Source organism: Pantoea sp. PNA 03-3 (assembly GCF_003201175.1).
GTDB lineage: Bacteria > Pseudomonadota > Gammaproteobacteria > Enterobacterales > Enterobacteriaceae > Pantoea > Pantoea stewartii.
Map to the genome: position 1 here is coordinate 437,256 of NZ_QICO01000001.1, position 24,861 is coordinate 462,116.

The following is a 24,861-nucleotide window of genomic DNA, read 5'->3' on the forward strand; positions in this document are numbered from 1 at the left end:
TTATTGTGCTGAAAAAACTGTCGCCCCGCGCCTGCATCGCGCACAGGGTGGGTTTTCATTTGTGTGCCTGCCGCTGGCTTAGTGGGCCTCGCTCACACCGGGTTTACGGTCACAACCAGAGGCGGAATTTGAATCTATTTTCCCTGTGCGGAAACGTGTTTTTGACGTTGATAAGCTGCTGACCGGCTTTACATGCATCCTGAGTCTGGAGGACAGCAGCCTGTGCCCTTCCCGTAGAAAGGTGCTGACTTTATCGCCTCTTTCCTTTACGACGTCAACGCGTAAGGAAAACAGGCTGACTCCTGGGGGTTTTCCGTTTCCCGTTAAGAACGGGCAGCACACAATCAGCATCACGTCCCGCTTACCGCGCTGCCGCGTTTAACGCTTTATAGCAAAAATGCAGCCGGCGAGAAAACATCACCGGGGCGTTTCCCAGCTAAAAAAACTTTAATTAAATTTATGTTATAAACTTCACCTTCCAGGCCGCCCGGATGTCGCCATGCTGTATAAAGGCGGCTTAACCCAAAGCCTCGCTTGGCTTAAATACACAGCAAAAAGAAAAAAGATATCAGCTCCGCTTCTCTGCAACCGCCTAAAACATAAAAAAAATTGCTGGATAAATCCGAAACTCCACTATACTGACCAGTGCACTTGTTATCTCCCTACATGGCTGCACACAGAAAACTCCCTGTCGTCAGCCTCCCTGTAAGCTTCAGGAGAACGAAATGAAAAAGAGTAAGATGTTAACTGGCCTGCTGGCCGTTTCAGCTGCCGTCGCGATGTTCAGCAGCGTGAGCGTGCAGGCGCAGACGCCAACGAGCGCGGCGCAGAGCACCACAGCTGGACAAACAGGGACAAAGCTTAGTTCCGGTGACGAAAAAGCAATCAAAGACATGGCGCAGGCAAATATCAATGAAATCGCTGCCGCTAAAATCGCGCTGAGTAAGGCTGAAAGCAGCGAAACCAAAGCCTTCGCGCAGAAGATGATCGATGATCACACCAGTGCCTTGACCAAAGTGCAGACCGTCGCTCAGCAAAAAGGGGTTACGCTGCCGACCGCGCCTGATGCTAAACATAAAGCCATGGCCACTAAACTGGAAAAACAGAGCGGCAAGGCTTTTGACAAGATGTATATGGAAAATGCCGGCGTCAAAGACCACAAGATGGTGTTGTCGACGCTGGAAAGTGACGCGAAAAAGATAAAAGATCCCGATGTGAAGGCGCTGGCAGACGCCCATACTCCGGTTGTTGAGCAGCACCTGAAGTCCGCCCAGGACGCGTCAATGTAAGGCTCTGTGCCAGCCATCAACTAAACAGGTTGTCCGGTGAACTTTTGTCATGCCGCCCGGGCAACCTCTTATTCAGCTTTTCAGGACGGTAACGCGTTTACGTCTGAATCCAGTACGGTCCCGGCCTGCCAAAAAGATACCCTTGCATTAAAGGACATTCATATGTCCTGAGCCAGGCCGCCTGAGCCAACGTTTCCACACCCTCTGCAGTGACTTCCACGTTCAGTTGACGGCACAGTGAAAGAACAGCACTGACGATGGCTGCCGCCCCGGCATCCTGGTGCAGATCGCTGATGAATGACCTGTCTATCTTTATTCTGCTGAAAAGCCCGGAACTGAGGTGGCTCAGTGAAGAAAACCCCGTGCCAAAATCATCCAGAACGACATTAATGCCTGTCTCCCGAAACTTCCGTATCACTTCGTAACTGAAATCCGGGTTGTCGAACAAGGCCGATTCGGTAATTTCCAGTTCGAGCCTGTTGGGATGTAGCCCACTATGGATGAGAACGTTTTTCACCCTGTCAGACAGTTGCGGGTCCCTGAACTGTCGGGGGGAAATGTTCACGGCTATCCGCTCCTGTCCTGACCAGCCCGCCATATCCGTACAGGCGCGCGCAAGCGCGAAGGCACCGATATCATGGATAAGTCCGGTTTTTTCAGCAAGAGGAATGAAAATATCTGGCGGCACACTTCCTCTCACAGGATGATGCCAGCGCAGCAGGGCTTCATAAGCCACAATCTCTTCACTGACGCTGCAGACAACAGGCTGATAAAATAGCTGTAGCTCACCGTTTTCCAGTGCCCCACGCAGGTCGTTTTCCAGGCTGAAGCGCTCTGCCGCAGAGCGGGCAAGCTCATCGGTAAAGATGACCCAGCCGTTACGTCCGGCTGACTTGGCCGCATACAGGGCAATATCCGCCGCCGATAACATACTTTCAGCATCCCGTGCATAGCCGGGAAAGAGGCAGACGCCGAAGCTGCAACCCGACGTAACTTTCCTGCCCTTCAGCATGAACGGCTCCTGCAATACGGCCGTAAGGCGTGATGCCGTTTCGCTGGCTTCAGAGGCTGAGCTGATACCTGGCAGGACGGCAACAAACTCGTCGCCGCCTGTACGGGCCAGTATATCTTCAGGGCGCAGGACGGATTGCAGCCGCGCGGAAACCTCAATAAGCAGTGCATCTCCGGTAGGATGTCCCAGCACGTCATTGATACTTTTGAAACGATCGATGTCGGACACCATGACGGCAAAGGGGCTGTCACCGCTAAGAAGCGTCTCCAGTTCGGGCATCAGGCCCCGCCGGTTAAGGAGCCCTGTCAGTGGGTCATGAAGGGCGAGGTGATTCGCCCTTGCCGCAGCCTGAAACTCCGCGGTGACGTCCAGGATGGTATACAGGAGATAGTCTTCTCCCCCGCCCGAATTAAGCCTTTCAGCCGTGATGCGGAGTGAAAAGGCCGGCTCTGTCGCCGTTGACGAGACCGTTTCGCTGAAACCTTCATCGGGAAGAAGCGTAAAGGCTTGCCTGAACACACCCGCCAGATCGTCTGGCAGATCCGCGTGAAGCGAGGTTTGCGTGTTACCGCTCAGCACCAGTTCCTGCAAACAGGGCAAATTTCTGGCAGTCGGGTTCGCACGTATAATGTCGCCGGATTTTGCGTCACACAGGATAAGCGCACAGGGCGTGTGACAGAAAACCGCGTCAAGCACCTTATTGGTGTCTGACAACTCCGTTTCTCTTTTCAGGATAACCTGTTGAGCGATGCGTAATGCCGCCCTTTCCTGATAATCATGCGTGACGTCGCGCACGATTTTAATAAATGCCGCATGTTCCTGATCGGAGGGATTAAGGAATTCAATTTCTACGGATGCACGAAATGCGCTGCCGTTTTTCCGCAGCCGCCAGCCTTCGCCTGTAAACTTGCCATGCTCGCGGGCCTCTCTCAGGTTTGCCTCAGGGATGTTCCTGGCCTGTTCATCTTCATCGTAAAAAACCGAAATATGTTGCCCTCTGATATCACGGCTGTCCCAGCCCTTAATCTCGCGGCACCCCAGATTCCAGCTCATGACTTCTCCGGTTGAAGACAGCAGGTATATTGCGCAAAGAGACGTTCTGGCCACGGCGGCCCCCAGTTGGTCATTGGTTACGGATTTCATGCGGCTGTCCTTGAAAAGTTCACCGACCTGTTCGGAGATGATCCTGCTTTACAGATGAGTATCGGCGCCGGTGGCCTAAAACAGTGACACAATTTTGTAAAAATTTAGTCAGAGAAAAAAGAGCGACAGGTATTTCTACCTGTCACAAAATAATGCATGCAAGACGTTCGCAACGTTATCCGCTTCTGGCTCAAATCAGCCCCCCTCAAATCCGGGGGCGGTTTCAGAATGTTGTCCAGTTTTCTTCCGCATCTTTCCCGGCTGGTCGGCTGGAGTGAGGCGTTGTCGTTGAGGCGGAAACCGTGACCGGCGCTTCAACCAGCGCGGTTTGAGCGACGGGCGATAACGGCTCTGACAGCGTAAAAACAGAGACGGACTGCAGCAATATATCGGCCTGTTCGCGCAGACTTGCTGCCGCTGAAGCGGACTCTTCCACCAGGGAAGCATTCTGCTGCGTCACATCATCAATTTCCGTCACGGCAATGCTGACCTGTTCAATTCCGCGAGCCTGTTCTGCGGTGGCGGCGGTGATTTCCTCCACCCTGTCAGTCAGCTGACCGACCGACGAAACCACGGCAGACATGGTGTCAGCAGAACGCGCCACCAGTGAAGTCCCTTCGCTGACGCGCTGTGCGTTGGCTTCGATGAGCTGACGAATCTCCCCTGCCGCTGTTGCACTGCGTTGCGCCAGCGAACGGACCTCACCTGCCACCACGGCAAAGCCACGCCCTTGCTCGCCTGCCCGCGCGGCTTCGACAGCAGCATTAAGCGCCAGAATATTGGTCTGGAAAGCAATGCTGTCAATCACTGACGTGATATCCGCAATGCGTCCTGAGCTCTCACCAATTCCCTTCATGGTACCGGTGATATCTGTGGTGATGTCATTACCCTGGCGGGCAACGTCACGCACCGTTACCGCCAGCATCGCGGCCTGGCTGGCATTGTCTGCGTTATTCCTGACCGTGACGCCCAGTTCACCCATTGTGGCGGCGGTCTGTTCCAGCGCGCTGGCCTGTTCTTCAGTGCGCTGTGACAGATCGGTGTTTCCCTGAGCTATCTGCAGGCTCGCGGCGGCAACACTCTCCGCGTTCGCCCGGACAGCGCTGACGGTTTGTACCAGTGAATGCTGCATCCCACGAATCGCTATAAGGAGTTTTCCGGTTTCGTCACGTCCTTTGACCGGCACTTCTGCAGTCAGGTCGCCGTCAGCAATGCGCTCTGCGGCCTGCAGCGCGATGTTTACGGGCCTGACAATGCTGCGGGTAATAAACCAGGCCAGGGTTGCTGCCAGCACAATAGCCGCCACGCTGAGGGAGACAAGAACAACCTGAGCGCTGCGCTGCTCTGCCGCTGCTTTGGCACCGGCGGTCTTCATCTGCTGGCCCTGAAAGGTCGCAAGGTCTGTGATAGCCTTTGTGTATTCGTCCTGCGCCTCATAAGCGGGTCCGGTGAGCAGCCGCGTTACCTCATCCCGCTTACCTTCCATGCCCAGTTTTACCGCCTGTTCAGAGTAGGCAAGATACTGCGTACCGGCCCGTTTCATCACGGCGATGAGCTCACGGCTTCTGGGCGCATGAAGTATCTGATCGACTTTATTAAAAGCCGTTTCAAGCCGGGCGCGGGACTGCTCATAGTTTTGTTTCAGTCTTTCTTTTTGAGCCGGGTCATCGACCAGTGCGATACTGCGGACCATACGACTCATATCCGTAACGTAAAAGCGCAGGTTACTGGCAGCGGTCGCCTTATCAAAACGATCGCCAGCCAGTTTATCCACGGTGTCGCCCAGGGAGTCGATACGAATTAAACCGGCCAGCGCAATACCGATAAGAAGAAGCAGAATAAAGCCAAAAGCGGCACCCAGTCGAATGCCGATGCGTATGTTGTTCATTACCTTTCCTCGGTTAAAATATGAAAATTAAAATTATTCAGAGCCAGGGTTCAGACCTGACGAGCCTAATCCCGCGCGCGTTTTACCGCTCTCTTTCAGCAAACAGCGATCAGGATGATTAAGCTGTTCGGGAACAAGCTGCGCGCAATTTATAATCAGGTGCCGTTTTAACACCCTGTTTAACGGGACTGGCCGCACAGAGAAATACGTGTTTGTGGCCTCCTCATGACGTAAGCACGTGAGGAACGGCATCAGACGGCATCGCAGGCTGTCCCTCCGCATTGATTAACGCAGTCGTGACAGCATGGCCTGCGCCAGCACAGAAGACAGGCGCGCAATCGCCCTGCGCAGTGAAGACGGTGAAAGCGTGAGGTTAGTCTGGGTAACCCATGACAGGCTGGTTATGTGGCTAACGGTCATGTTAAATCCTTCTGGTAAAAGCGCGTTTATCCCGTTTTAAAGTTATCGTCACTGTAGTTACTTTCTTTAACTGTGACATACATCAATTATTTTAAATCGTTATTACACGCATCTTAATTCGCTCTTAATGTACGGCGAGGGAGAGAAACACAGCCAGGCCGAGCGCGTAACGGTTCCGCTACGCGCAAAAAGCGGCCGTTCGCGCCAGCCTCCGTCAGGCGCAGAGTTCTGACCATGACGTAAAGCCGGACCATTCGGACGCTGACGGATAACAAAAGCGTGATGACCGGGGGGCGGGATGAAATATCAATGCGGAAGTTTTTTGCCGTTTACGCTTGCAGGGAAGTGCCTGCAGGACCAGGCTGATTGAGGCTATCCCTCTAAGGAAAGATCTTGTTGCATGGAAGATGACTTAACCGCCTACGGGCGGTTTTTTTTATCCCGATAAAACAGAGAAGAATCAACATTATCAGGGGTGATGAGCCGTTCAGGCGCTTTTCGCGTATCCTCACTGAAAATCATGAGCCCGCCCTGAAGAACAGGGCCAACAGCGTATAAAACTTGTTAACGAGACGGCCCGGCAGGCTTACCGGGCCACTGATTTACAGCCCTTTCGTCTTGTTAATCCAGTACTGCTAAGGTCCTCTTTAAAACAGGCGGGGAAAGCCGCAAGCCCGCAAGTCGCAAAGGCGGCCCCTCAACCAGGCCGGGAAGCGGTTTCCTGTGCGCTGCCCCGGCGGCTTGCCTTACCCCCTTTTCGTCCGGCCTCAACCGCTCTTTCCGGGTTATTTTTAAAATTACCGCTACTGGCGGCTCCGCCTTTCCTTCCGGCTTCCGCCGCGCGCTGGGGATTTTCCGCGAAATTTCCCGCGCCACCACGTCTGTTGCTCATATCTGTTACCTTTTGATTGTGTAAAATGTTGATGAGGATATAAGCATGGCTGTAATTTTGAATAAAAACAGGAATAAACATATGTTTACGTCGGAAGAATAAAGGGTTTTAGATTCACCGCTTCGCTTTCTACAGATTTTTTATCTATTTAAAACAGCGTTAACAAAATAAAATTTGTACACCATGAGCGGGTCGTGTACAGTTTCCACAGCCGGTCTTTTAAGAAGATTCTCACCACCATCCCGAACAGGTTTGCTGCTTGTCTTCTTCTTTGCGAGACAGCGCTTGCAGGAGTCAGCCTGCGGGACCTGACGCAGCGTATGCTTATTAACGATGCTGGCTCCCGGGCGGACAAGGCATGTTCTGATTTTACAGTTTCGGGTGGCCGGGACTACACTCGAAAAACATACAAAAATGATGCTTTAGCGCAATACCGCTTGTCCGCCGCAACGGACTTTTACTGCCAGCAACAAGAAGGTTGATATGTTCAGGAGTGAAGAAGAAAAGGTAAACATTGTTATCGGCGAAGCCCTGCTGACGCTGCTTGAAGATGATGCAGACATAAGTTCTGAGGCGCTGCGCGTGCAGCTGAACAGGATGCTCGAAACGGAAACTGATGATGCCCGGCGTCAGCTTATCGATCACGCTTTGCGCCAGACCCGCAGACTTTTAAGCGGCGCAGCCAGTGAAGACAGCAATTTTTTCGGAGAAAGACATCTCCAGTTATGGGCGGGAAACGGCCACTAACTTCCTGACAGCATCGGCTGATACACGTGGCAGAGCGTGTCGCAGAGGTCAGTGAACTCTGCGTTTCATCATCAGCACGGCCTTCTCACAGCCTGCCCGCACCCGCCAGTCTCCGGTTTCCTGCCCCAGGCGGTGTAGCGCGCAGATAATCTCTTCTTTCTTTACACTGGCTTTTTCGCTAAGCAACTGCGAGATAACTTTACCCGCCAGTTCAAGCGCTTTTTCTTCGGTATCTTCTCTGGACCCCATGAAGCCTCCGTAAAGCAAACGTTCTTACAGTATAGCATCCTGACCGAAGCGGCCCGGCCGCGCCTGCTGGACCGCTTCCTGCAGGACGCAAAAAACGGCCCGGTTAACAGGATGATTTCCGTTTTCGATGGCCGTCCGGCCCCTTCCCGCCGGCAGCGTATTCATCACCGCAACCGAACCCAGCGGCAAGCAAAACGTCCCCATGGAGAAGGCGATCTGTCGCGCCTGAACAGGCTCTGAGGCGGGGTTCAGATGAAGCAGATAATAAGAAACGTTGAAGTCGTGATTGACGGGAAGCTGCCCAATCACGTTATGGCCTGTCATACAGCATAAAATATTGTTCACCCTCGCAGTCGCACATCCTGACCGCAGGCAGCCCCTCTGCCCGGCGCCGCTCGTTAACACAGCACTGGGATGGGCCGGGCTTAACGCCCGGCCCATATGACGCAGTTTGCTGGCGAAAGCGGAAGTGAATGGGTTATTCCCCACCTCCGCTGATTCTCCCTGACCTCCCACGCCGTCATTCAGAGGGATACATCTGAGCCGTTACGCGGCGTCTGATTTACCGGGTGTCATACCTTAAAGGTTTCTACCATCGTGCGCAGGGCATGCGCCTGCTCAGAAAGCGACTGTGAGGCGGAGGAGGATTCCTCCACCAGCGCCGCGTTGTTTTGCGTCACACCGTCCATCTGGCTGACGGCGATACTTACCTGCGAGATGCCCTGCATCTGTTCAGATGATGCCAGGGAAAGCTCGTCCATGGATTCAGCCAGTTCGCCGACCATGCCGACGATTTTCAGGATGCTTTGACCGGTTGAGGAGGCCACCGTGACGCCGCTCTCCACCTGCGTAACGGCCTGCTCGATCAGCGTTTTAATGTCTTTTGCGGCCGAGGCGCTGCGCTGTGCGAGCGTTCTGACTTCACCCGCCACCACGGCGAACCCGCGTCCGTCCTCGCCTGCCCGCGCCGCTTCGACAGCGGCGTTCAGGGCAAGGATGTTGGTCTGGAACGCGATGCTCTCAATGACGGAGGTGATGTCACGCACTTTGGTGGCGCTGACGGAAATGTCGTGCATCGTGTCTGACATACGCTTCACATCCGTTTCGCCGCTGCGGGCCAGCTGCGCGGTCTCACGGGCGGACTCGGCTGTCTGCCGGGCACCCGCCGCGTTACTTTTCACAGTGGCGGAAAGCTGCTCCATGCTGGCCGCGGTTTCCTGCAGCGCCGCGGCCTGTTGCTCGGTGCGGGATGACAGTTCCGTATTGCCTTGTGAAATCTCATCGGCGGCCAGCGCAACGGAGGCGGACGAATCCTTAATTTTTGACACCAGACCACGCAGGTTCGCCTGCATCCCATCCAGTGAGGCCAGCAGGCTGGTTGTGTCGTTGCGGCGCAGCACGACCGGTCCCGTCAGGTCTCCGGCGGCGATGGCGGCGGCGAGCGCCTGAGCCTGAGCTGGTTCGCCACCCAGCTGGCGCATCAGGCTGCGGCTGACAATCATGCAGCCCGCTACGGCAGTCAGCACTGACAGCAGGGTCAGCACGATCAGCATTGCTCTTGTGCGGGAAACGGTCTCGCTGGTCTCGCCAACCGTAAGAACGGTCTGCGCCTTCTGAATCTCTGTCAGTTGGTTGAGCAGTTTCAGAAGCTTTTGCTGAGCCGGTCGCGCAGTCTTCATCAGGTAGACAGTCGCGTCCTGCTGACGGTTTTCCAGCCCCATTTTGGCCGCGGTCATCAGGGTTTGCATGGCGTCATCTTCAGCTGCCAGTATTTCATCCAGCACGGTTTTACCCTGTGCACTGACGCTGTGTGTCATGCTTTCAACCAGTTGCTCCCGCTCGTGGATATATTTTTCCCGCTGTGTCGTCATACGGTCCCATTCGGGCCTGGATTCCTTCTCATCCGTCAGCAACGCCAGATTGCGTGCGGCGATGGCCATATCACGGATATCACCACGCATATCCAGAACGATCGCAAACCGTTTCATTTTGTTGTTTATCGCGTCATTCATGCCGCGCTGTGCATCGGTCAGCGCATGTAACGCAGTGCCCGTACAGATAATTAAAAGCAGAACAAGTAAACCAAAGCCTGTAGCAAGACGCGTCGAAACCTTCATTATATTTTCCCGAATGTTATGTCACTGTCAGGTTCTATCGGCCGCAGACGCGTCAACTGCACAGACTTTACAAAATAAATTGAACACAACTTAATTGACGTCGATATGATTGCGGTCACGTTCAGTTTGGCCGCGGTTTAAAGCATCCATGACGTGTCCGTGATATCTTGTGTTTCCGGCTTCCTGACGTCTGTCGCATCACACGATTACCGAACGCTTGCCGGCTTCCCCCTTATCTGGAGCCCCGGCATGAAAGAGATTAATGACGCCAGCGCGAGTAAAGACACCCAACCTCAGTGTCTGGAGGAGTTTCTCTGCTTTGCGCTTTACTCGGCCTCGCTGGCTATGACAAAGCTTTATCAGCCTCACCTGAAACCGCTGGGGCTGACCTATCCACAGTATCTGGCGCTGCTGGTCTTGTGGGAAAAGGATGGCATCACGGTCTCTGAGGTAGGTCAGCGCGTGCAACTGGACTCCGGCACGCTCAGCCATCTCCTCAAGCGACTTGAGCAGGCAGGCTTTATCAGTCGCCTGCGCGATACCGGTCATGATGAACGCAGAGTGATTATTCGCCTGACTGAAGCAGGCCGTGAACTTGAAAGGCGGGCCACAGGCGTACCTGCAGCGATGATTTGTGAAATGGGCATCCCGTTTGAAACCCTGGCCAGCCTGCGCGACGGGATAAGACAGGTTCAGGAAAAAATTATCCAGGCATTGCCGGAACAGCGGAACCCTGACGCCTGATGTTTTGTCATTATCTCAGACGGGATGACAGGCTGGGGCTGGCGGCAGAGTACCCCATCTTATTCACTGAAGCACAATGGCACTGATTATGGCCAACCGGACAGACCGGTTTTAATTTGAGAGCAACTTGCTGACCGATTTCTTTTGAAAGTTTAAGAGGGACGATAATGAAAAACGTTGTACTTAGCATGCTGGCTAAAATATCGCATATCGACGCAGGGATGAAGCAGTTAACAGCACGTGTTGAGGCGCAGTCTCTGCTCATCAGCGCACTTGTGCTGGCGGTGAGTAAAGAAGGCGGTGTGACTGAAATGATTGAAAGTGCTAACAAAGCCATTAACACCGTCATCGACTCTGCTGAATGCGATGATCTGCTGAAGTCTGACGCCGCGCTCCTGCTCAGTGAATTTCAGAGCCTGCTCACCATTTCGAGGGCTGTCGATGGCGCGGATGACGAAATTAATCATGAAGGAATGACTAAACTTAAAGGATTATCCCCCTCTGTGGAATAAGCCGGCTTGGTTAAGCGCCAGGCCACACCTTACCGCCCGTCATCCTTTACCCAACGGGCCAGCAACCGGACGTTATTTATGTTGCGTGGCCCAGCTGACCGTATTTAAAGGTGGAGAGCCAGCTTTTTAGTGCCTGCGGAAGCAAGGGATGAGAAATGTAAAAACCCTGTGCCTGATCGCATCCCCATGAAGCGAGCATATCCAGAGCCTCTGGTATTTCAACGCCTTCAGCCACAACAACATAGTTCAGAGATTTCAGCATACCTATCACGCTCGATGCGATAATGCGGCTTGCTTCATTCGAGGTCAAATCGGCTATCAGCGCCCTGTCAAGCTTGATAACGTCCACCGGCATCCTGCGCAGATAACCAATATTACTGTAACCGGCACCAAAATCGTCCAGCGAAAGACGATATCCTCGTTGTCTTAACTGCGCCATCATTGCCAGGGCGGCAGGATTTTCCGTGGCTAGCTCCGTTTCAAGACATTCGAACTCCAGCAGAGCGGGTGGCAGTTGGGCCTGCGCCATCTTCGCGTCAAGGTGGTCAATAAAGCCACTTCGTGCAAGGTCGCTGACACTGACGTTAACGGATACCGGCAGACTGATGCCCTCGGATAACCAGACGCGCAGCTGACGGATCACCTCCGTGATCACCCAGTCAGTGATATCGCTCATCAGGCTGGTTAACTGCGCTGCGGGCAGAAATTCGGCGGGCGAAAGCTCGCCCCGCTCGGGATGACACCAGCGTATCAGCGCCTCAAACCCCGTCGGTTGTACATCAGATAAGGAAAGCCGGGGCTGATAAACCAGATACAGCCCGCCTGTACCGGTTTTAAGGGCTGCCGACAGATCGTTCATCAACATGAAATCGCCATTGCGCCTGCTGTCACTCACCTCACTAAACGAACGAGCGCCACCATTGATGCTGATGGCTTCGTGAAGTGCGCTGACCGCGCGCCGCAGGGCTTCCTGGGCCGGTAGCGCCGCTGGCGTAAAGCAGACATCGCCCGCGTACAATGTCAGGTCCATAGCAAGACCTTCGGGCGCGAGAGGCCGCACGTCGCGCATTGCTTCAAGAACAGCATCGGCCGAAAACGGCTCATCTGAGCGGGACAGGAAGGCAAAGCGCCCAGTGGCTACCGTGTAAAAAATTTTTTCAGGCCCCAGCGCCAGCTTGTTTTGCAGCAGACGCCCGCTGTCCCGCAGGAGCGCTTCCACTGGCGGCATGCCCAGTGCCCGGGCCAGTTCATAGGCTCGGGGCATATCAATGCAGTCGATAACGGTGAGCCTGAGGACGTCGGAATGCCCCGCCTCAGACAGTTGATCCAGATGGCGGATGAGTTGCTGACGGTTAGGCAAGCCTGTTACCGCATCCGTTAATCCCGCGACCTGCCAGGCCTTCAGAAAGACCGTCACCATCGCGGCAAGTCGGCTGAGCAACCTGACCTTTTCAGCCGGAAAGGCGTGTGGCTGACTGTCTGTGACGCATAGCGTCCCCATAACCTTTCCTTGCGCGTTGATCAACGGCACGCCCGCGTAGAAGCGGAGGTAAGGCTCCCCCGTGACAAGCGGATTCGTGGTGAAACGTGCGTCCAGTAAGGTATCTGGCACAATGACCGGAATCGCGCTCTCCACGACGAAGCGGCAGAATGCATCCTTGCGATCAGTCTGACACAGCGTCGTGTTGTACTTTGCGCGAAACGTCTGATGCTGCTCATCAAGAACGGATATAAAGCTGGTCGGTATGCCCAGCAACGTGCTGGTCAGGGCGGCGAAGTGGTTGAGTACCTCATCACGCTCCTGATCGGGCAATCGCAGAATGTCTGCGGAGCGTGGCGAAGACTGCGCTCCGTGACGAATGTTTATCAACATGGCGTATCCTTTCCCTGAAAGGCAAAAGTTAAAAAAGCAAGGCGCTGCACTGAAGGACATCCCTGTGCTCAGAAAGCAGGATAATGCTGAATGATAAAACGGCTAAAGCGGATTCGTTACTCAGTTTCAACCGTATGCGTAAACTCCCTGACCGCCCCTTCCACGCGTTCCGAGTTTTTCTTAATGATGGCGATGACCTCGCCGGCCTCGCGCATCAGTATGACGCCCTGCTCCGTATTTTTCTGGTTGAGTTCCATACCTTTCAGCACTTCCCGGGCCAGCTGATTATTATTTGATACCACCTGTTCTATTTCTTCTGTGGCCCCGCTGACGCTTGCCGCCAGCGCGCGCACTTCGGCGGCCACAACCGCAAAGCTCCTGCCGGACGCCCCTGCTCTGGCAGCTTCAATCGCGGCGTTAAGGGCAATAAGCCGTGTTTGTGTCGCAAACCGTCTGATGGTCTCTACCATGCCGTCAATGCTTCCTGACTGGCTGTTGAGGCGCGCGATGTCAGCGGAGATCGCGTTCATGTCCTGCGCGATCCGGTCCACAACTTCAATACTACTCTCAATTACATTCGCCCCATTCTGCGCATTTCCCAGCGTCTGTACAGCCATTTCCCAGGCCTGTACGGCGGCATCGTGCTCTTTTTGGTTATTCAAAACCTGTTCGGTCACATCCGTGGCAAACTTGACGATTTTATATAATTCGCCATTGCTGTTAAAAACAGGATTATACGTCGCGCGCAGCCAGAGTGGCTTCCCGTGATGATTGAGTCTGGGAAACTGCCCCGAAAAAAATTCGCCCTGATTAAGCCTTTTCCAGAACTGCCGGTATTCGTCGCTTTCAGAAAGCTGTTCTGAACAGAACATCCGATGGTGTTGACCCACAACCTGCTCACGTTTGTAACCGGTCGTTTTCAGGAAATTGTCATTAGCATCCAGGACACGACCGTCAGGACTGAACTCAATCACAGCCATTGACCGGTTGATGGCGTTGATCACAGATTCCTGTTCCAGCCCTGCCTCTATGCGTTCTGAGATGTCCGCCGCTATCTTAATGATTTTGCACACCCTGCCACGGCGGTTCCTGACCGGGATATAACTGGCTTCCAGCCAGACAGGACGGTTTCCTTTAGCCAGCCGCAGATGTTTACCACTGCGAACGTCACCGGCGGCAAGGCGCTGCCAGAAATGGCGGTATTCAGGTGAATCCGTCAGGGAAGACGGGCAGAACATGCTGTGATGTTGCCCAATTATTTCGTGCGCCTCGTAGCCCATTGCGGTCAGGAAAAGCGGGCTGGCTTTCTGAATCGTTCCGTCAGGACTGAATTCAATAACCGGCATCGCGCTGTTAAGCGCCCTGAACGGCGCCGATCTACGCCCGCTGCGAAGATCGTTAAGAAAGGAAAAGACATTTTTTAATACATTAAAGCGCATAACCACGACCGTAATCTGAGTTGACTAATCTGGTTATCGGCTGTTAAGACCCTGGCATTATGTATTGTTGTGATAGTTTCCGTTGATTATTACCGGGTGAAATTAATTCACTAATAAAAAATAAATTTTTTGTATGACCTTCAACAGGATGCGTAAACGACTCCGCTGCAAAAGGCATGCTGCTGCGCAAACTGCGTCATGCAGGCAACCTCGGCAGCCTGACTGACCGCTCGGGCCTGCTCGTCTGAGGATAATGACGGGACACGGCAGTAAGACCGCTGTAAGAACAATCCCCTATTTGCTCAGCGCCCAGGCGGCTGGAACCGGCTTTCCTCCTGCCCGCACTGGCCCGACCGATCCCCGCACCACCATCCAGCTGTCGAATGCCGGTAACGCGCCGGCGGGCTGCTGCCGGATATGGCAGATTAACCGGCGTGCGGCTTCGCGGCCCATCTCATAAACCGGCTGGGCCACGACCGTAAGCGCGGGCGTCATCAGTTCGGTCCAGGGAAAATCATCGTACATAACAAACGAAATATCCTCGGGCACACGCAACCCACGTCTGGCCAGTCCACGTAGAATTCCCATTGCAATCAAATTGTCGGACGCAATCAGCGCACTGGGCGGTTCGGGAAGCGAGAGAAGCTCCGTCAGAATCTGTTCGATGCACGCTTCGTTAAGGGCATTCAGGCGCACCAGATTCGGGTCGAGTGCCATACCGGCATCGTGGTGGGCATCAATCATCCCTTTCACCCGCTGCGCCACCGGCGTGGGTCCTAAGCTCATCGCGTGAGTGTAAGGCGCGGCAATGCGCATACTGGAAAGGTATGCGATACGGTGATGACCGGCGTTAAGCAACAGCTGCGTCGCCTCCCTCGCCACGTTAAGAAAGTCAGCCTGAATGGTTTCCACGTCCAGCCCTTCGACGGAACGGTCAAAGGTCATCAGCGCGCGGCCTTCCGTCAGCACCTGTTTAAGATGGTCGTTATCACACGCCAGCGAGCTGCAGGGGGCCACGATGATGCCATCAACGCGCTTGTCCAGCATGACGCGCACGGCTTCCCGTTCCTCTTCCACGGTTTCATCGCTGTTGCTGAGCAGCAAATGAAACCCCGCCTGGCGCGCCACATCCGCCATGCCACGCAGCGCAAGGCCGAAATGCGGGTTTTCAATATCGCCCACGATCACGCCAATCGTGTTCGAACGCCCGGTATTCATGCTGCGCGCCAGCTCATTGGGCCGGTAACCCAGGGTTTCTGCCGCCTGGGTGACGCGGATTTGTACCTCTTCACTTACGGCGCCATAGCCGCCCAATGCTCTGGCCGCCTGGGCTTTTGACACGCCTGCCTGACGTGCCACATCGGCTACTGTGGGTCCGCGTACTTGCTGTTTTTTGCTGGTCATAATTATTTTGAATCACAAGTTGATAACATCGTAATTGACGCTGCTGAAAGCGTGTGCTTAATATCATTGTATCCACTTGAGACCGGTCTCACAACAACTACCGGTTTCATTTTGACCCGCATTGAGACCGGTCTCAATCAGACAGTACTGGCTCAGTGACCTTCGACGTTTCACCTGCAAAATGGAAGAGCTTTATGACATCGCATAAACGTTTAACCAAAATAACCGCCGTTGTCTTCGGCCTCGCGGTAATGCTCTCAACCAGCGTCAGTGCACGGGCAGCCAGCGACAACAATCCCTATGGGCTGATTGAACCGGGCCATCTGCGTGTCGCCAGCCTGGGCGACGCGAAACCCTATACCTTTACGGACAAAGACGGAAATTTCACCGGCTTTGACGTCGAATTTTTCAAAAATGTCGCCCATCGTATGGGCATTGATAAGGTGGATTTTGTCGGACAGGATTTTTCCGCCATCCTGCCCGCCGTCGCCAACGGACAATATGATGCAGGCGTGGCCGCGATCGGAATCACACCGGCCCGTGAAAAAACCGTTGATTTCTCCACGGGCTATCTGGCGGGTTACCTGACGGTGCTGACCCGCAGCGATTCCGGCGTGAAAAACGTGGCAACGCTGGCGCACAAGCGACTGGGCGTCATTCAGGGCACGCTGCAGGAAAGCTATGCGCTGGCCAACTTCAAACAGACCGATCTGGTGCGCTTTCCCGATAACAACGCGGCCGTTTCCGCGCTGAACAACGGCACTATTGATGCCATGTTCCTCGATTACGAAGCCGCCAAAGATTATGCCACCCGCTTCAAACTGGTGACGGCAGCCAACATCCCCTCTTTCGACGCCCCGGCGGGCGTGGCGATAGCGAAAAACAAACCGGCCTTTAAAGCGGCGCTGGACAAAGCCATCAAAGCGGCGATGCAGGATGGGACGTGGAAACAGCTTTATGAGAAGTGGTTTCCGGGCTCGCCTATGCCTGAACAGTATCTGCCTCAGCACAATTAGTCCCCGCGCAACCGGTGTGCGAGTGAATACATTCGGTGACGGGCGTTGTCCGTCACCCGCAACAGAGAATCGGCTATGGATCTGATCACTATTCTTTCCCGTACCTTCTTTGATTTTTCTGCAATGAAGGACGTCCTGCCGCAGCTGCTGGCAACGGGCCTGGTCAACACGTTGATCATCTCGTTGGCCGCCACGCTGCTGGGCACCTTTTTCGGCCTGATTCTGGCGCTGATGGGGATTTCGCCTTCGCGCTGGCTGCGTGTACCGGCCCGGCTGTATACCGATCTGTTTCGCGGCCTGCCCTCAATCCTGACCATTTTGCTGATTGGTCAGGGGCTGGCGCGCTTCAGCTATCAGCTGTTTGGCCCCTCACCTTATCCGCTGGGCATTTTTGCCCTGAGTCTGATTGCCAGCGCCTATATGGGCGAAATCTTTCGCTCAGGGATCCAGAGCATTGAGCAAGGCCAGATGGAAGCCTGCCGGGCGCTGGGCATGAGCTATGGTCGGGCGATGCGGCTGGTGATCATTCCTCAGGGCATCCGCCGCGTCTTGCCTGCCATCGTGAATCAGTTCATCGCGATTATTAAAGACTCTTCGCTGGTTTATCTGCTGGGGCTGATGTCCAGCCAGCGCGAACTGTTCCGGGTTGGCCAGGATGCCGCGGTGCTGAGCGGCAATCTGTCACCGCTGATGCTGGCGGGGCTGTTCTACCTGATGATTACCGTGCCCTTAACCCATGCGGTGAACCATATTGACGTCCGTTACCGCACCGGACGCCGCCGGGCAACGGCGCCGCAGAGCGGACTGAAAGAAATTGATGAGGTGGCGGTAAAACGCGCCGTCACGCCCACGGCCTCCCTGACCAGCGAACGAGGACACTGAGATGGCAACGTCCACTGCATTTCACGGCGCAAGCCTGGAGCTGCGTAATCTGACCCTGGCGTACGGCCCGATTGAGGTGCTGCGCAATGTGTCACTGACCATCGCGCCCGGCACCACCACCTGCATCATCGGCCCTTCCGGATCGGGAAAATCGACCCTGCTGCGCGGTATCAATCGCCTGCATGAACCCAAAAGCGGCGACGTCTTGCTGGCCGGGCGTTCGGTACTGAAGGACAAACCCGATGCGCTGCGGTTGCGCATTGGCATGGTCTTTCAGCACTTCAATCTGTTCCCCGATCACAGTGCGCTGGAAAACGTCGCGCTGGCTCCCTGGAAAGTCAAAGGCCGCTCGAAAACGGAGGCAGAGACAATTGCCCGGCAACGTCTGGCTGAGGTCGGCTTAGCACAGCGCGCCGACCATCGTCCGCGCGATCTCTCCGGCGGGCAGCAACAACGTGTCGCGATCGCCCGGGCGCTGGCGATGGAGCCCGAGGTGATGCTGTTTGACGAGGCCACGTCGGCGCTCGATCCCGAACTGGTGAAAGGCGTGCTGACGCTGATGGCTGAACTCTGTGAGCGCGGCATGACGATGGTGGTGGTCACGCATGAGATGGGATTTGCCCGCCGCGTGGCCGACCAGGTGGTGTTTATGGATGAGGGCGAGATTGTCGAAGCTGGGCCACCCGATCAGTTATTTGAACGTCCACAATCTGCCCGTTTACAACGTTTTTTATCGGAGGTGCTCTGATGGCACAGCATAAGGTGACAGGTCCCATCCGCACGGCGCTGGTGGGATTTGGCATTGCCGGCAAGGTCTTTCATGCCCCACTGATTTCACACGATGCCGCTTACCGTCTTGAGGTGATCGTGACCGGTAATGCGCAACGCGTCGCCGCGGCAAAAACGCATTATCCCCAGGCGCGAATTGTGCCGGACTGGCCGTCACTGCTGCAGTTGATCGACAACGGCGACATCGCAGTAGATCTTATTGTGCTGGCGACGCCGCCCGCTCAGCACCGTGAGCAGGCTGTCCAGGCCAGCCTGCGCGGTATCCATCTGGTGGTGGATAAACCTTTTGCGCCTGACGTCAGCGCGGCGGAAGCGATGATTGACGCCGCCCGAGAGGCTGGCACCCTGTTAACGGTCTTTCACAATCGCCGCTGGGACGGCGATTTTCTGACGCTGCAACGCCTGGTGCAGGACGAGGCATTTGGCACCGTCAGAAGCTTTGAGTCGCGCTTTGAGTGGTGGCGACCTGACGGATTTGGTAACTGGCGCGACAGCGTTTCGCTTGCGCAAGGGGGCGGCCTGCTGCTGGATCTGGGCAGCCACCTGATCGATCAGGCGATACAGCTGTTTGGTCCGGTGCAGGAGGCCAGCGCCGAGCTGGCACGCTATTCCGGCAGTCAGTCCAACAGCGATGAGGATTGCTTCGTTTCTTTACTGCATACCTGTGGCGTGCGTTCGCGGCTGTGGATGAATGGCCAGGCCGCGCTTAATGCTCCCCGCTTCCATCTGCTGGGCAGCCAGCGAGCTTTTACGCACTGGGGCCTGGATAACCAGGAGCCGCAGCTGGCCGCGGGCATGTCCCCGACTGACAGCGCCTACGGCGTAACGCCGCCTGAACGCGCAGCCCGGCTGGGCACCGTGGAGCAAAGTGAGGCGGTGGCGCTGCAGCGCGGCAATTACCCTGAATTTTATCACCGTCTTGCCCGTGCCCTGGTACACGGCGGCCCGCCGCCAGTGGACGCCAGCGAGGCGCTGGGCGTGCTGAAACTTATTGAGCAACTCCATCGGCAAAGTCGCGTACGCCTTGCCTGAATGGGGTATTTTCTGACAGAAGGAATCCATGATGACTGACAACTCTGTGGCCAAAACCGTTGTTGTACTGGGTGGCGGCATTTTAGGCGTTTCCACGGCATGCCAGCTGGCACAGGCTGGCGCGAAAGTGACGCTGGTCACCGAAGCCGAACTCTGCTCTGGCGCATCAGGACGTTCACTTTCCTGGCTTAACTCTGCCGGAGAGCGTTCCGCGCCTTACCATGCGCTGAGAATGGCGGGCATTGACCGCTACCGCACCCTGTTTGCCCGCCATCCCGATCTCAGCTGGCTGCGCTTTGACGGTGCGCTGTTCTGGGCGGCGGATGACGAGGCGGGCACCAAAGCGCGTCATGATTATGAAAACGCCCTTGGCTATGCTTCCCGGCTGGTTAATCCGCGCACGGTGCATGAGGTGGATCCGCAGGTTAACCCCAGCGCGCTGGCCAGCGTCGCTATTGCCAACCCTGGTGAGGGCTGGGTAAGCCTGCCGCATCTGGCCGCAAAACTGGTTGAGGATTTCAAAGCCGCAGGCGGCGAAGTGATTGAACAGGCAGGCAAAGCCAGTGTGCTGACCGCAGGTGGGCGGGCCACAGGCATTCGCAGCGCGAAACGGGGCGACATCATGGCCGATCGGGTGCTTGTCGCCTGTGGTCCCTGGACGCCCGATGTCGTTGCGCCGCTTGGTGTACGCATTCCCAACGGGTCGCCGGTGTCCATGCTGGTTACCACTACCGCACAGGAACGCGATCTTAACGTGGTATTAAATACGCCCCGCGCGGCGATACGTCCCAACCCTGGCCGTACGCTGGCGGTCGATCATGACTGGTATGAAGAGGATATCGTTGCGCATGCTGATGGTCAGTACAGCATCGATCATGCCGTTATTCGCCAGTTAATGGCGGATGCGGGTCACCTGCTTGGCGACGGCGCACCACTGGAAGCAGACAGCTGGAAAATTGGCCTGAAACCCGTGCCGGGGGATAGTGAACCGGTTGTCGGGGAGCTGAAAAAAGTCCCCGGTTGCTTTGTGGCCTTTACCCATTCGGGCGCAACGCTGGCACTGATTCTGGGCGAATTGCTGACGGAGGAGATCCTTAACGACGTCCGGCATCCCATGCTCGCGACCTTCCGGCCGGAACGATTTAACTAAGCCCGCCCCCGCGCCGTCGCCCGACGGCGCGGGAACCGTCTGCGACATGGTTATGCGCTGGGGCATCTTTGCCCCCTTTCTCCCGCCACCTGACGCGGCTTTCAGCGTCACCGCCCCCTTCAGACTCCGTGACGACCGGTATAACGTTGTTCCCCGTGTGACACCGTCACGACGCGTTGGATTCGGAGCAATCTGAACGGGCCACGTGGCGCGCGCTGTGCGTAGCGGTACGCCGGGCGAGTCCTGTTTGCCCCGCCCGTTGACCGCCAGCACGGTTAAGCATGCTTTGTTCTGTCATCTACACTTAGCCATTCATTCCCGGCAACCCTGAGCGGTTTGCCCATGCAAAGGACGACTTTATGACTGAACAATCGACAACAAATCACGCCTGGCTTTTGGCTTCACGCCCCAAGGGTGAACCAACGGAAGACAACTTCCGTTATGTTGCGCAGCCGACACCTGAAATCAAAGATGGCGAGATCTTACTGCGTACGATTTATCTGTCACTCGACCCTTATATGCGCGGACGTATGGATGAAGGGAAATCTTACGCGCCACCGGCAGAGCTGGATAAGCCGATGGTTGGCGGCACGGTTTGTCAGGTCGCCGAATCCAAAAACAGTGAATTTAAAGCGGGTGACTGGGTGCTTTGCCAGAGCGGCTGGCAGGAATATGCCGTGTCTGATGGTAAAGACGTTGCCCGTCTGAATAGCGACCTCCCGCATCCCTCATGGGCGCTGGGAATTCTCGGCATGCCCGGATTTACGGCCTATATGGGATTAATGGATATCGGTCAGCCGAAAGAAGGCGAAACCCTGGTTGTCGCGGCGGCAACCGGTCCGGTGGGCGCGACCGTGGGCCAGTTAGGAAAAATGAAAGGCTGTCGCGTGGTAGGTGTCGCGGGTGGTGAAGAAAAATGCCGTCATGCGGTGGAAAATCTGGGCTTTGATGCCTGTATCGATCACCACAGCCAGGACTTTGAAGAGCAGCTCAAAAATGCCTGCCCGGATGGCATTGATATCTATTTTGAAAACGTGGGCGGTAAGGTGTTCGATGCGGTCTTCCCGCTGCTGAACCCGGCGGCGCGGGTGCCGGTTTGCGGACTGGTTTCTGCCTACAGCCAAAAAGAGCTGCCGCCAGGCCCTGACCGTACCTCACGCATCATGGCCGGTATTCTGACCCGGCGCATTCGCATGCAGGGCTTTATCATTTTCCAGGATTACGGCCACCGCTATCCTGAGTTTTTGAAAGCCATGACGCCGCTGGTAGAGAGTAAGAAGATCCACTATCGCGAGCACATGATTGACGGTCTGGAGAACGCACCCAAAGCGTTTATCGATATGCTGAACGGTAAAAACTTCGGTAAAACCGTCGTGAAAGTGGCCTCGTAACCCCACCTGTCACTTAAAAATGCAACGTCACTGACGTTGCATTTTTTTATCTGCCGGACGGTAAAACAGTTATTGCCGCCTTCAATGCCTGCGGCAGAGCACGACCGACAGCGAGCTGTCTGAACCAGTACCGGCCAAAACGTCCCCCTACATACCCACCAGCCTCACCTTACGGGCAACACACCGCCCACGCCTCGCCCGGAAAGGGAGAGATCTCCTGCATCACGGCCTGATGAGCTTGCGACAACACCTGAAGGTGGAATGATTAAAAAACACTCACCATCCCGGTGGGTTTGTCAGGTCTGGGGCGTGAAAAGCCCTGCCTGCCTGGGTCAGAGGCGAACAGGAAGATAAACAGATCGTCATATAAAGAGTGAACGATTCACCGTTGCGCTTCTCAGTTTTACGCTACGCTTACTCCATGCAATACCCGTATAAACATGGAGACTAATTGAATGAGTCACGATGCGCGTAAACCCACCACCACCGACGCAGGCATTCCGGTTGCCAGCGATGAGCACTCGTTGTCGGTAGGACCGGACGGCCCGCTGGTACTGCACGATCACTATCTGATTGAGCAGATGGCGAACTTTAACCGTGAACGTATTCCTGAACGGCAGCCACATGCAAAAGGGAGCGGTGCCTTTGGCTTTTTTGAGGTGACTGAAGATGTCAGTCGCTACACCAAAGCCAACGTTTTTCAGCCCGGCACGAAAACGGATGTGCTGATGCGCTTCTCAACCGTAGCCGGTGAGCGCGGCAGCCCGGATACCTGGCGCGATCCACGCGGTTTTTCCATCAAGTTTTATACCCGCGAAGGCAATTACGACCTGGTGGGTAACAATACGCCGGTGTTTTTTATTCGCGACCCGATGAAGTTTCAGCATTTTATTCGCTCGCAAAAACGCCGTGCGGACAACAATCTGCGTGACAACGATATGCAGTGGGATTTCTGGACGCTGTCACCGGAATCGTCGCACCAGGTCACGTGGCTGATGGGCGATCGCGGTATTCCCAAAAGCTGGCGTCATATGAACGGCTACTCCAGTCACACCTATATGTGGGTAAACGCACAGGGCGAGAAGTTCTGGGTGAAATACCACTTCCATACCGATCAGGGCATTGAAAACCTGACGCAGCAGGAAGCCGATAAGCTGGCAGGTGAGGACGGCGATTACCATACGCGCGATCTGTTCATGTCCATTAAAAACGGCCACTTTCCGAGCTGGACGCTCTATATGCAGATCATGCCCTTTGCGGAGGCAGATGAATACCGCTACAACCCGTTCGATCTCACCAAGGTCTGGCCGCACAGCGATTACCCGTTGATCAAGGTTGGAAAACTTACGCTGAACCGCAATCCTACCGACAACCATGCGCAGATTGAACAGGCTGCCTTTGAGCCTAACAATCTGGTGCCCGGTATTGGTCTGAGCCCGGATAAGATGCTGCTCGGGCGCGTCTTTGCCTATGCGGATGCCCACCGCGCCCGACTCGGGGTAAATTACAAGCAGATTCCGGTTAACGCCCCGCAGTCGCCGGTCAACAGCTACAGCAAAGACGGCGCGATGCGCATTAACCCGGTATCCGACCCGGTTTATGCGCCCAACAGCAAAGGCGGCCCGGTTGCCGATGGTGAACGTTATCCAACCGACTCGGTCTGGTCTGCCAGCGGCGATATGGTACGGGCACCCTATTCTCTGCGCCGTGACGACGACGACGTAGGCCAGGCGAATACGTTGATCAATAAGGTGATGGATGACGCCGCGCGTGACCGGCTGGTCAACAACGTTACGGGTCATCTGTTAAACGGCGTGGAAGAGCCAGTGCTGTCGCGGGCTTTTGCGTACTGGCGCAATATCGACAAAACCATTGGCGACCGCATCGCCACGGCCGTGCTGGACGCGCGGGCTAAACGCTAAACCGCCCTGCCAAACGGTGGCATCCGCCACCGTTTTATCCCCGTCGCATTCAGCCATGCTTTGCACAAAACTGCTCAATATCCTCTGACTGAAAATCGGCAAGGTTTGCCATGATCTTTTCCCGTGGCCAGTTCCACCAGGCGATGTGTTGTAAGCGCGTGGCAATCGCCGGATGGAAGCGAACCCGAATCGGTTTGGCGGGCACGCCACCGACCACGGTATAGGCTGCAACGTCTTTCGTCACCACCGCGCCCGCCGCCAGCACCGCCCCGTCGCCCACCGTGACGCCGGGCAATACGATCACGCCATGACCGATCCAGACGTCATTGCCAATGATCACTCTGTCTTCTCGCCGGGCGGTGAAAAAACCGTGGTCGCGCGTGGCGGTCGCGTCGTAATACTCCGGACAATAGGTAAAGCGGTGTTGTGACGCGCGATTCATCGGGTGATTCGGCGCGCCAATCCGGACCTGATTAGCGATCGCGGTGAAACGGCCAATCTCACTGTCGGCAATGCAACAATGTTCACCTACATAGGAGAAATCGCCCAGGGTGCTGTATTCCAGATAGCTGTGAGCCAGAATTTCACACTGCGCGCCAATCTGCGTTTCACGCATGCGTACGCTGGCATCGATTTCGGTTTGCTGAAGTTTGGCGGGTTTTACCGCGGCAAGTGACATGGAAACGCTCCCGGCTCTGGTCTGAGGTCTGGATAAGTGATGCACGTAAGGCGCCTGACTGCCGCGCCACTGTAGCCGGATAACATGACAGACAATTGACAACGAAAAAGGCGGAGTGGTTAGCTCCGCCTTGGTCAAAGTTCCGGTTATTTTGCATGACCGGTCAGTTGCAAAAGGGCAACGATGATCTGCAAGATGACCCGGATAATCTCCAGAATCAGCTTAGTCAGTTCCATCACTTTCCTTCTCCTGCTTAGGGAGCGCGCTGTTC

22 protein-coding genes are annotated in these 24,861 nt (G+C 55.5%); 10 read left to right on the forward strand and 12 right to left on the reverse strand.

Features of this window, described 5'->3' with window-relative positions; all coding sequences use genetic code 11:
- Window positions 1-725 precede the first annotated feature (725 nt).
- A complete protein-coding gene (locus C7433_RS02005; RefSeq protein ID WP_033741414.1) occupies window positions 726-1,289 on the forward strand; it encodes a DUF4142 domain-containing protein in 564 nt (187 codons plus the stop codon).
- A 97-nt stretch (window positions 1,290-1,386) separates the two neighbouring features.
- Here C7433_RS02005 and C7433_RS02010 read toward each other — a convergent pair whose 3' ends face one another.
- The 8 genes from C7433_RS02010 to C7433_RS02040 form a co-directional block, all read right to left on the reverse strand.
- Window positions 1,387-3,444 carry a bifunctional diguanylate cyclase/phosphodiesterase gene (locus C7433_RS02010; protein ID WP_033741412.1) on the reverse strand — a complete coding sequence of 686 codons (2,058 nt, stop codon included), beginning with the start codon at window positions 3,442-3,444 and terminating at the stop codon, window positions 1,387-1,389.
- A gap of 223 nt (window positions 3,445-3,667) precedes the next feature.
- On the reverse strand, window positions 3,668-5,332 hold the full coding sequence (locus C7433_RS02015) for a methyl-accepting chemotaxis protein (protein WP_033741411.1): 1,665 nt from the start codon (window positions 5,330-5,332) through the stop codon (window positions 3,668-3,670).
- A gap of 285 nt (window positions 5,333-5,617) precedes the next feature.
- Complete coding sequence (locus C7433_RS24010; RefSeq protein WP_255421283.1) at window positions 5,618-5,752, reverse strand: hypothetical protein; 135 nt, start codon at window positions 5,750-5,752, stop codon at window positions 5,618-5,620.
- A 697-nt stretch (window positions 5,753-6,449) separates the two neighbouring features.
- Complete coding sequence (locus C7433_RS02020) at window positions 6,450-6,644, reverse strand: general stress protein (RefSeq protein WP_033741481.1); 195 nt, start codon at window positions 6,642-6,644, stop codon at window positions 6,450-6,452.
- A gap of 369 nt (window positions 6,645-7,013) precedes the next feature.
- On the reverse strand, window positions 7,014-7,289 hold the full coding sequence (locus tag C7433_RS23505) for a hypothetical protein (RefSeq protein WP_133745223.1): 276 nt from the start codon (window positions 7,287-7,289) through the stop codon (window positions 7,014-7,016).
- 150 nt (window positions 7,290-7,439) lie between these two features.
- Window positions 7,440-7,640 (reverse strand): hypothetical protein, encoded by a 201-nt coding sequence (locus C7433_RS02030; RefSeq protein WP_033741409.1) that lies wholly within the window; start codon window positions 7,638-7,640, stop codon window positions 7,440-7,442.
- Between the two features lie 24 nt (window positions 7,641-7,664).
- Window positions 7,665-7,985, reverse strand: coding sequence for a hypothetical protein (locus C7433_RS02035; protein WP_110267519.1), 321 nt, complete (start codon window positions 7,983-7,985; stop codon window positions 7,665-7,667).
- A 227-nt stretch (window positions 7,986-8,212) separates the two neighbouring features.
- Window positions 8,213-9,757, reverse strand: a complete 1,545-nt coding sequence (locus C7433_RS02040) for a methyl-accepting chemotaxis protein (RefSeq protein WP_110267520.1) — start codon at window positions 9,755-9,757, stop codon at window positions 8,213-8,215.
- Between the two features lie 249 nt (window positions 9,758-10,006).
- Between C7433_RS02040 and C7433_RS02045 the strand changes: the two genes are divergently transcribed.
- Together C7433_RS02045 and iraP are read left to right on the forward strand one after the other, a co-directional pair.
- Window positions 10,007-10,501 (forward strand): MarR family winged helix-turn-helix transcriptional regulator, encoded by a 495-nt coding sequence (locus C7433_RS02045; protein ID WP_033741402.1) that lies wholly within the window; start codon window positions 10,007-10,009, stop codon window positions 10,499-10,501.
- A 167-nt stretch (window positions 10,502-10,668) separates the two neighbouring features.
- Window positions 10,669-11,013 (forward strand): anti-adapter protein IraP, encoded by a 345-nt coding sequence (gene iraP / locus C7433_RS02050; RefSeq protein ID WP_033741400.1) that lies wholly within the window; start codon window positions 10,669-10,671, stop codon window positions 11,011-11,013.
- A 76-nt stretch (window positions 11,014-11,089) separates the two neighbouring features.
- Here iraP and C7433_RS02055 read toward each other — a convergent pair whose 3' ends face one another.
- The 3 genes from C7433_RS02055 to C7433_RS02065 form a co-directional block, all read right to left on the reverse strand.
- On the reverse strand, window positions 11,090-12,886 hold the full coding sequence (locus C7433_RS02055; protein ID WP_110267521.1) for an EAL domain-containing protein: 1,797 nt from the start codon (window positions 12,884-12,886) through the stop codon (window positions 11,090-11,092).
- 116 nt (window positions 12,887-13,002) lie between these two features.
- Complete coding sequence (locus tag C7433_RS02060) at window positions 13,003-14,325, reverse strand: PAS domain-containing methyl-accepting chemotaxis protein (protein ID WP_233255745.1); 1,323 nt, start codon at window positions 14,323-14,325, stop codon at window positions 13,003-13,005.
- Window positions 14,326-14,619: 294 nt separating this feature from the next.
- Window positions 14,620-15,729 carry a LacI family DNA-binding transcriptional regulator gene (locus C7433_RS02065; RefSeq protein WP_110267522.1) on the reverse strand — a complete coding sequence of 370 codons (1,110 nt, stop codon included), beginning with the start codon at window positions 15,727-15,729 and terminating at the stop codon, window positions 14,620-14,622.
- Window positions 15,730-15,923: 194 nt separating this feature from the next.
- On the opposite strand from C7433_RS02065, the gene C7433_RS02070 reads away from it, so the two are divergent.
- The 7 genes from C7433_RS02070 to C7433_RS02100 all read left to right on the forward strand — a co-directional run bounded on the left by C7433_RS02070 (window position 15,924) and on the right by C7433_RS02100 (window position 23,911).
- Window positions 15,924-16,745 (forward strand): ABC transporter substrate-binding protein, encoded by an 822-nt coding sequence (locus C7433_RS02070; RefSeq protein WP_039340405.1) that lies wholly within the window; start codon window positions 15,924-15,926, stop codon window positions 16,743-16,745.
- A 75-nt stretch (window positions 16,746-16,820) separates the two neighbouring features.
- Window positions 16,821-17,627 carry an amino acid ABC transporter permease gene (locus tag C7433_RS02075; RefSeq protein WP_033741390.1) on the forward strand — a complete coding sequence of 269 codons (807 nt, stop codon included), beginning with the start codon at window positions 16,821-16,823 and terminating at the stop codon, window positions 17,625-17,627.
- Between the two features lies 1 nt (window position 17,628).
- Window positions 17,629-18,375: an amino acid ABC transporter ATP-binding protein gene (locus C7433_RS02080; protein WP_039340407.1), complete on the forward strand. Its 747-nt coding sequence runs from the start codon at window positions 17,629-17,631 to the stop codon at window positions 18,373-18,375.
- Window positions 18,375-19,448 carry a Gfo/Idh/MocA family oxidoreductase gene (locus C7433_RS02085; protein WP_110267523.1) on the forward strand — a complete coding sequence of 358 codons (1,074 nt, stop codon included), beginning with the start codon at window positions 18,375-18,377 and terminating at the stop codon, window positions 19,446-19,448. The genes C7433_RS02080 and C7433_RS02085 overlap by 1 nt, the downstream gene beginning before the upstream one ends.
- Before the next feature lie 28 nt (window positions 19,449-19,476).
- Entirely contained in the window at window positions 19,477-20,598 is a 1,122-nt protein-coding gene (locus C7433_RS02090; protein ID WP_369974371.1) for an NAD(P)/FAD-dependent oxidoreductase, read from the forward strand.
- Between the two features lie 359 nt (window positions 20,599-20,957).
- Window positions 20,958-21,989, forward strand: a complete 1,032-nt coding sequence (locus tag C7433_RS02095) for an NADP-dependent oxidoreductase (protein ID WP_033741384.1) — start codon at window positions 20,958-20,960, stop codon at window positions 21,987-21,989.
- Between the two features lie 455 nt (window positions 21,990-22,444).
- Window positions 22,445-23,911: a catalase gene (locus C7433_RS02100; protein ID WP_033741382.1), complete on the forward strand. Its 1,467-nt coding sequence runs from the start codon at window positions 22,445-22,447 to the stop codon at window positions 23,909-23,911.
- Window positions 23,912-23,960: 49 nt separating this feature from the next.
- Here the strand turns inward: C7433_RS02100 and C7433_RS02105 are convergent, their stop codons facing one another.
- A complete protein-coding gene (locus tag C7433_RS02105; RefSeq protein WP_033741380.1) occupies window positions 23,961-24,590 on the reverse strand; it encodes a DapH/DapD/GlmU-related protein in 630 nt (209 codons plus the stop codon).
- Window positions 24,591-24,861: the final 271 nt, after the last annotated feature.

Excerpts from the sequence above, each read along its gene's own strand:
- C7433_RS24010 (WP_255421283.1), bottom strand. The coding sequence starts at position 5,752 with ATGACCGTTAGCCACATAACCAGCCTGTCATGGGTTACCCAGACTAAC.
- C7433_RS02080 (WP_039340407.1), top strand. The coding sequence starts at position 17,629 with ATGGCAACGTCCACTGCATTTCACGGCGCAAGCCTGGAGCTGCGTAAT.
- C7433_RS02100 (WP_033741382.1), top strand. The coding sequence starts at position 22,445 with ATGAGTCACGATGCGCGTAAACCCACCACCACCGACGCAGGCATTCCG.
- C7433_RS02060 (WP_233255745.1), bottom strand. The coding sequence starts at position 14,325 with ATGCGCTTTAATGTATTAAAAAATGTCTTTTCCTTTCTTAACGATCTT.
- C7433_RS02005 (WP_033741414.1), top strand. The coding sequence starts at position 726 with ATGAAAAAGAGTAAGATGTTAACTGGCCTGCTGGCCGTTTCAGCTGCC.
- C7433_RS02070 (WP_039340405.1), top strand. The coding sequence starts at position 15,924 with ATGACATCGCATAAACGTTTAACCAAAATAACCGCCGTTGTCTTCGGC.
- C7433_RS02040 (WP_110267520.1), bottom strand. The coding sequence starts at position 9,757 with ATGAAGGTTTCGACGCGTCTTGCTACAGGCTTTGGTTTACTTGTTCTG.
- C7433_RS02045 (WP_033741402.1), top strand. The coding sequence starts at position 10,007 with ATGAAAGAGATTAATGACGCCAGCGCGAGTAAAGACACCCAACCTCAG.
- C7433_RS02105 (WP_033741380.1), bottom strand. The coding sequence starts at position 24,590 with ATGTCACTTGCCGCGGTAAAACCCGCCAAACTTCAGCAAACCGAAATC.
- C7433_RS02015 (WP_033741411.1), bottom strand. The coding sequence starts at position 5,332 with ATGAACAACATACGCATCGGCATTCGACTGGGTGCCGCTTTTGGCTTT.
- C7433_RS02055 (WP_110267521.1), bottom strand. The coding sequence starts at position 12,886 with ATGTTGATAAACATTCGTCACGGAGCGCAGTCTTCGCCACGCTCCGCA.
- C7433_RS02010 (WP_033741412.1), bottom strand. The coding sequence starts at position 3,444 with ATGAAATCCGTAACCAATGACCAACTGGGGGCCGCCGTGGCCAGAACG.
- C7433_RS02085 (WP_110267523.1), top strand. The coding sequence starts at position 18,375 with ATGGCACAGCATAAGGTGACAGGTCCCATCCGCACGGCGCTGGTGGGA.
- C7433_RS02090 (WP_369974371.1), top strand. The coding sequence starts at position 19,477 with ATGATGACTGACAACTCTGTGGCCAAAACCGTTGTTGTACTGGGTGGC.
- C7433_RS02030 (WP_033741409.1), bottom strand. The coding sequence starts at position 7,640 with ATGGGGTCCAGAGAAGATACCGAAGAAAAAGCGCTTGAACTGGCGGGT.
- C7433_RS02020 (WP_033741481.1), bottom strand. The coding sequence starts at position 6,644 with ATGAGCAACAGACGTGGTGGCGCGGGAAATTTCGCGGAAAATCCCCAG.
- C7433_RS02065 (WP_110267522.1), bottom strand. The coding sequence starts at position 15,729 with ATGACCAGCAAAAAACAGCAAGTACGCGGACCCACAGTAGCCGATGTG.
- C7433_RS02075 (WP_033741390.1), top strand. The coding sequence starts at position 16,821 with ATGGATCTGATCACTATTCTTTCCCGTACCTTCTTTGATTTTTCTGCA.
- C7433_RS02095 (WP_033741384.1), top strand. The coding sequence starts at position 20,958 with ATGACTGAACAATCGACAACAAATCACGCCTGGCTTTTGGCTTCACGC.
- iraP (WP_033741400.1), top strand. The coding sequence starts at position 10,669 with ATGAAAAACGTTGTACTTAGCATGCTGGCTAAAATATCGCATATCGAC.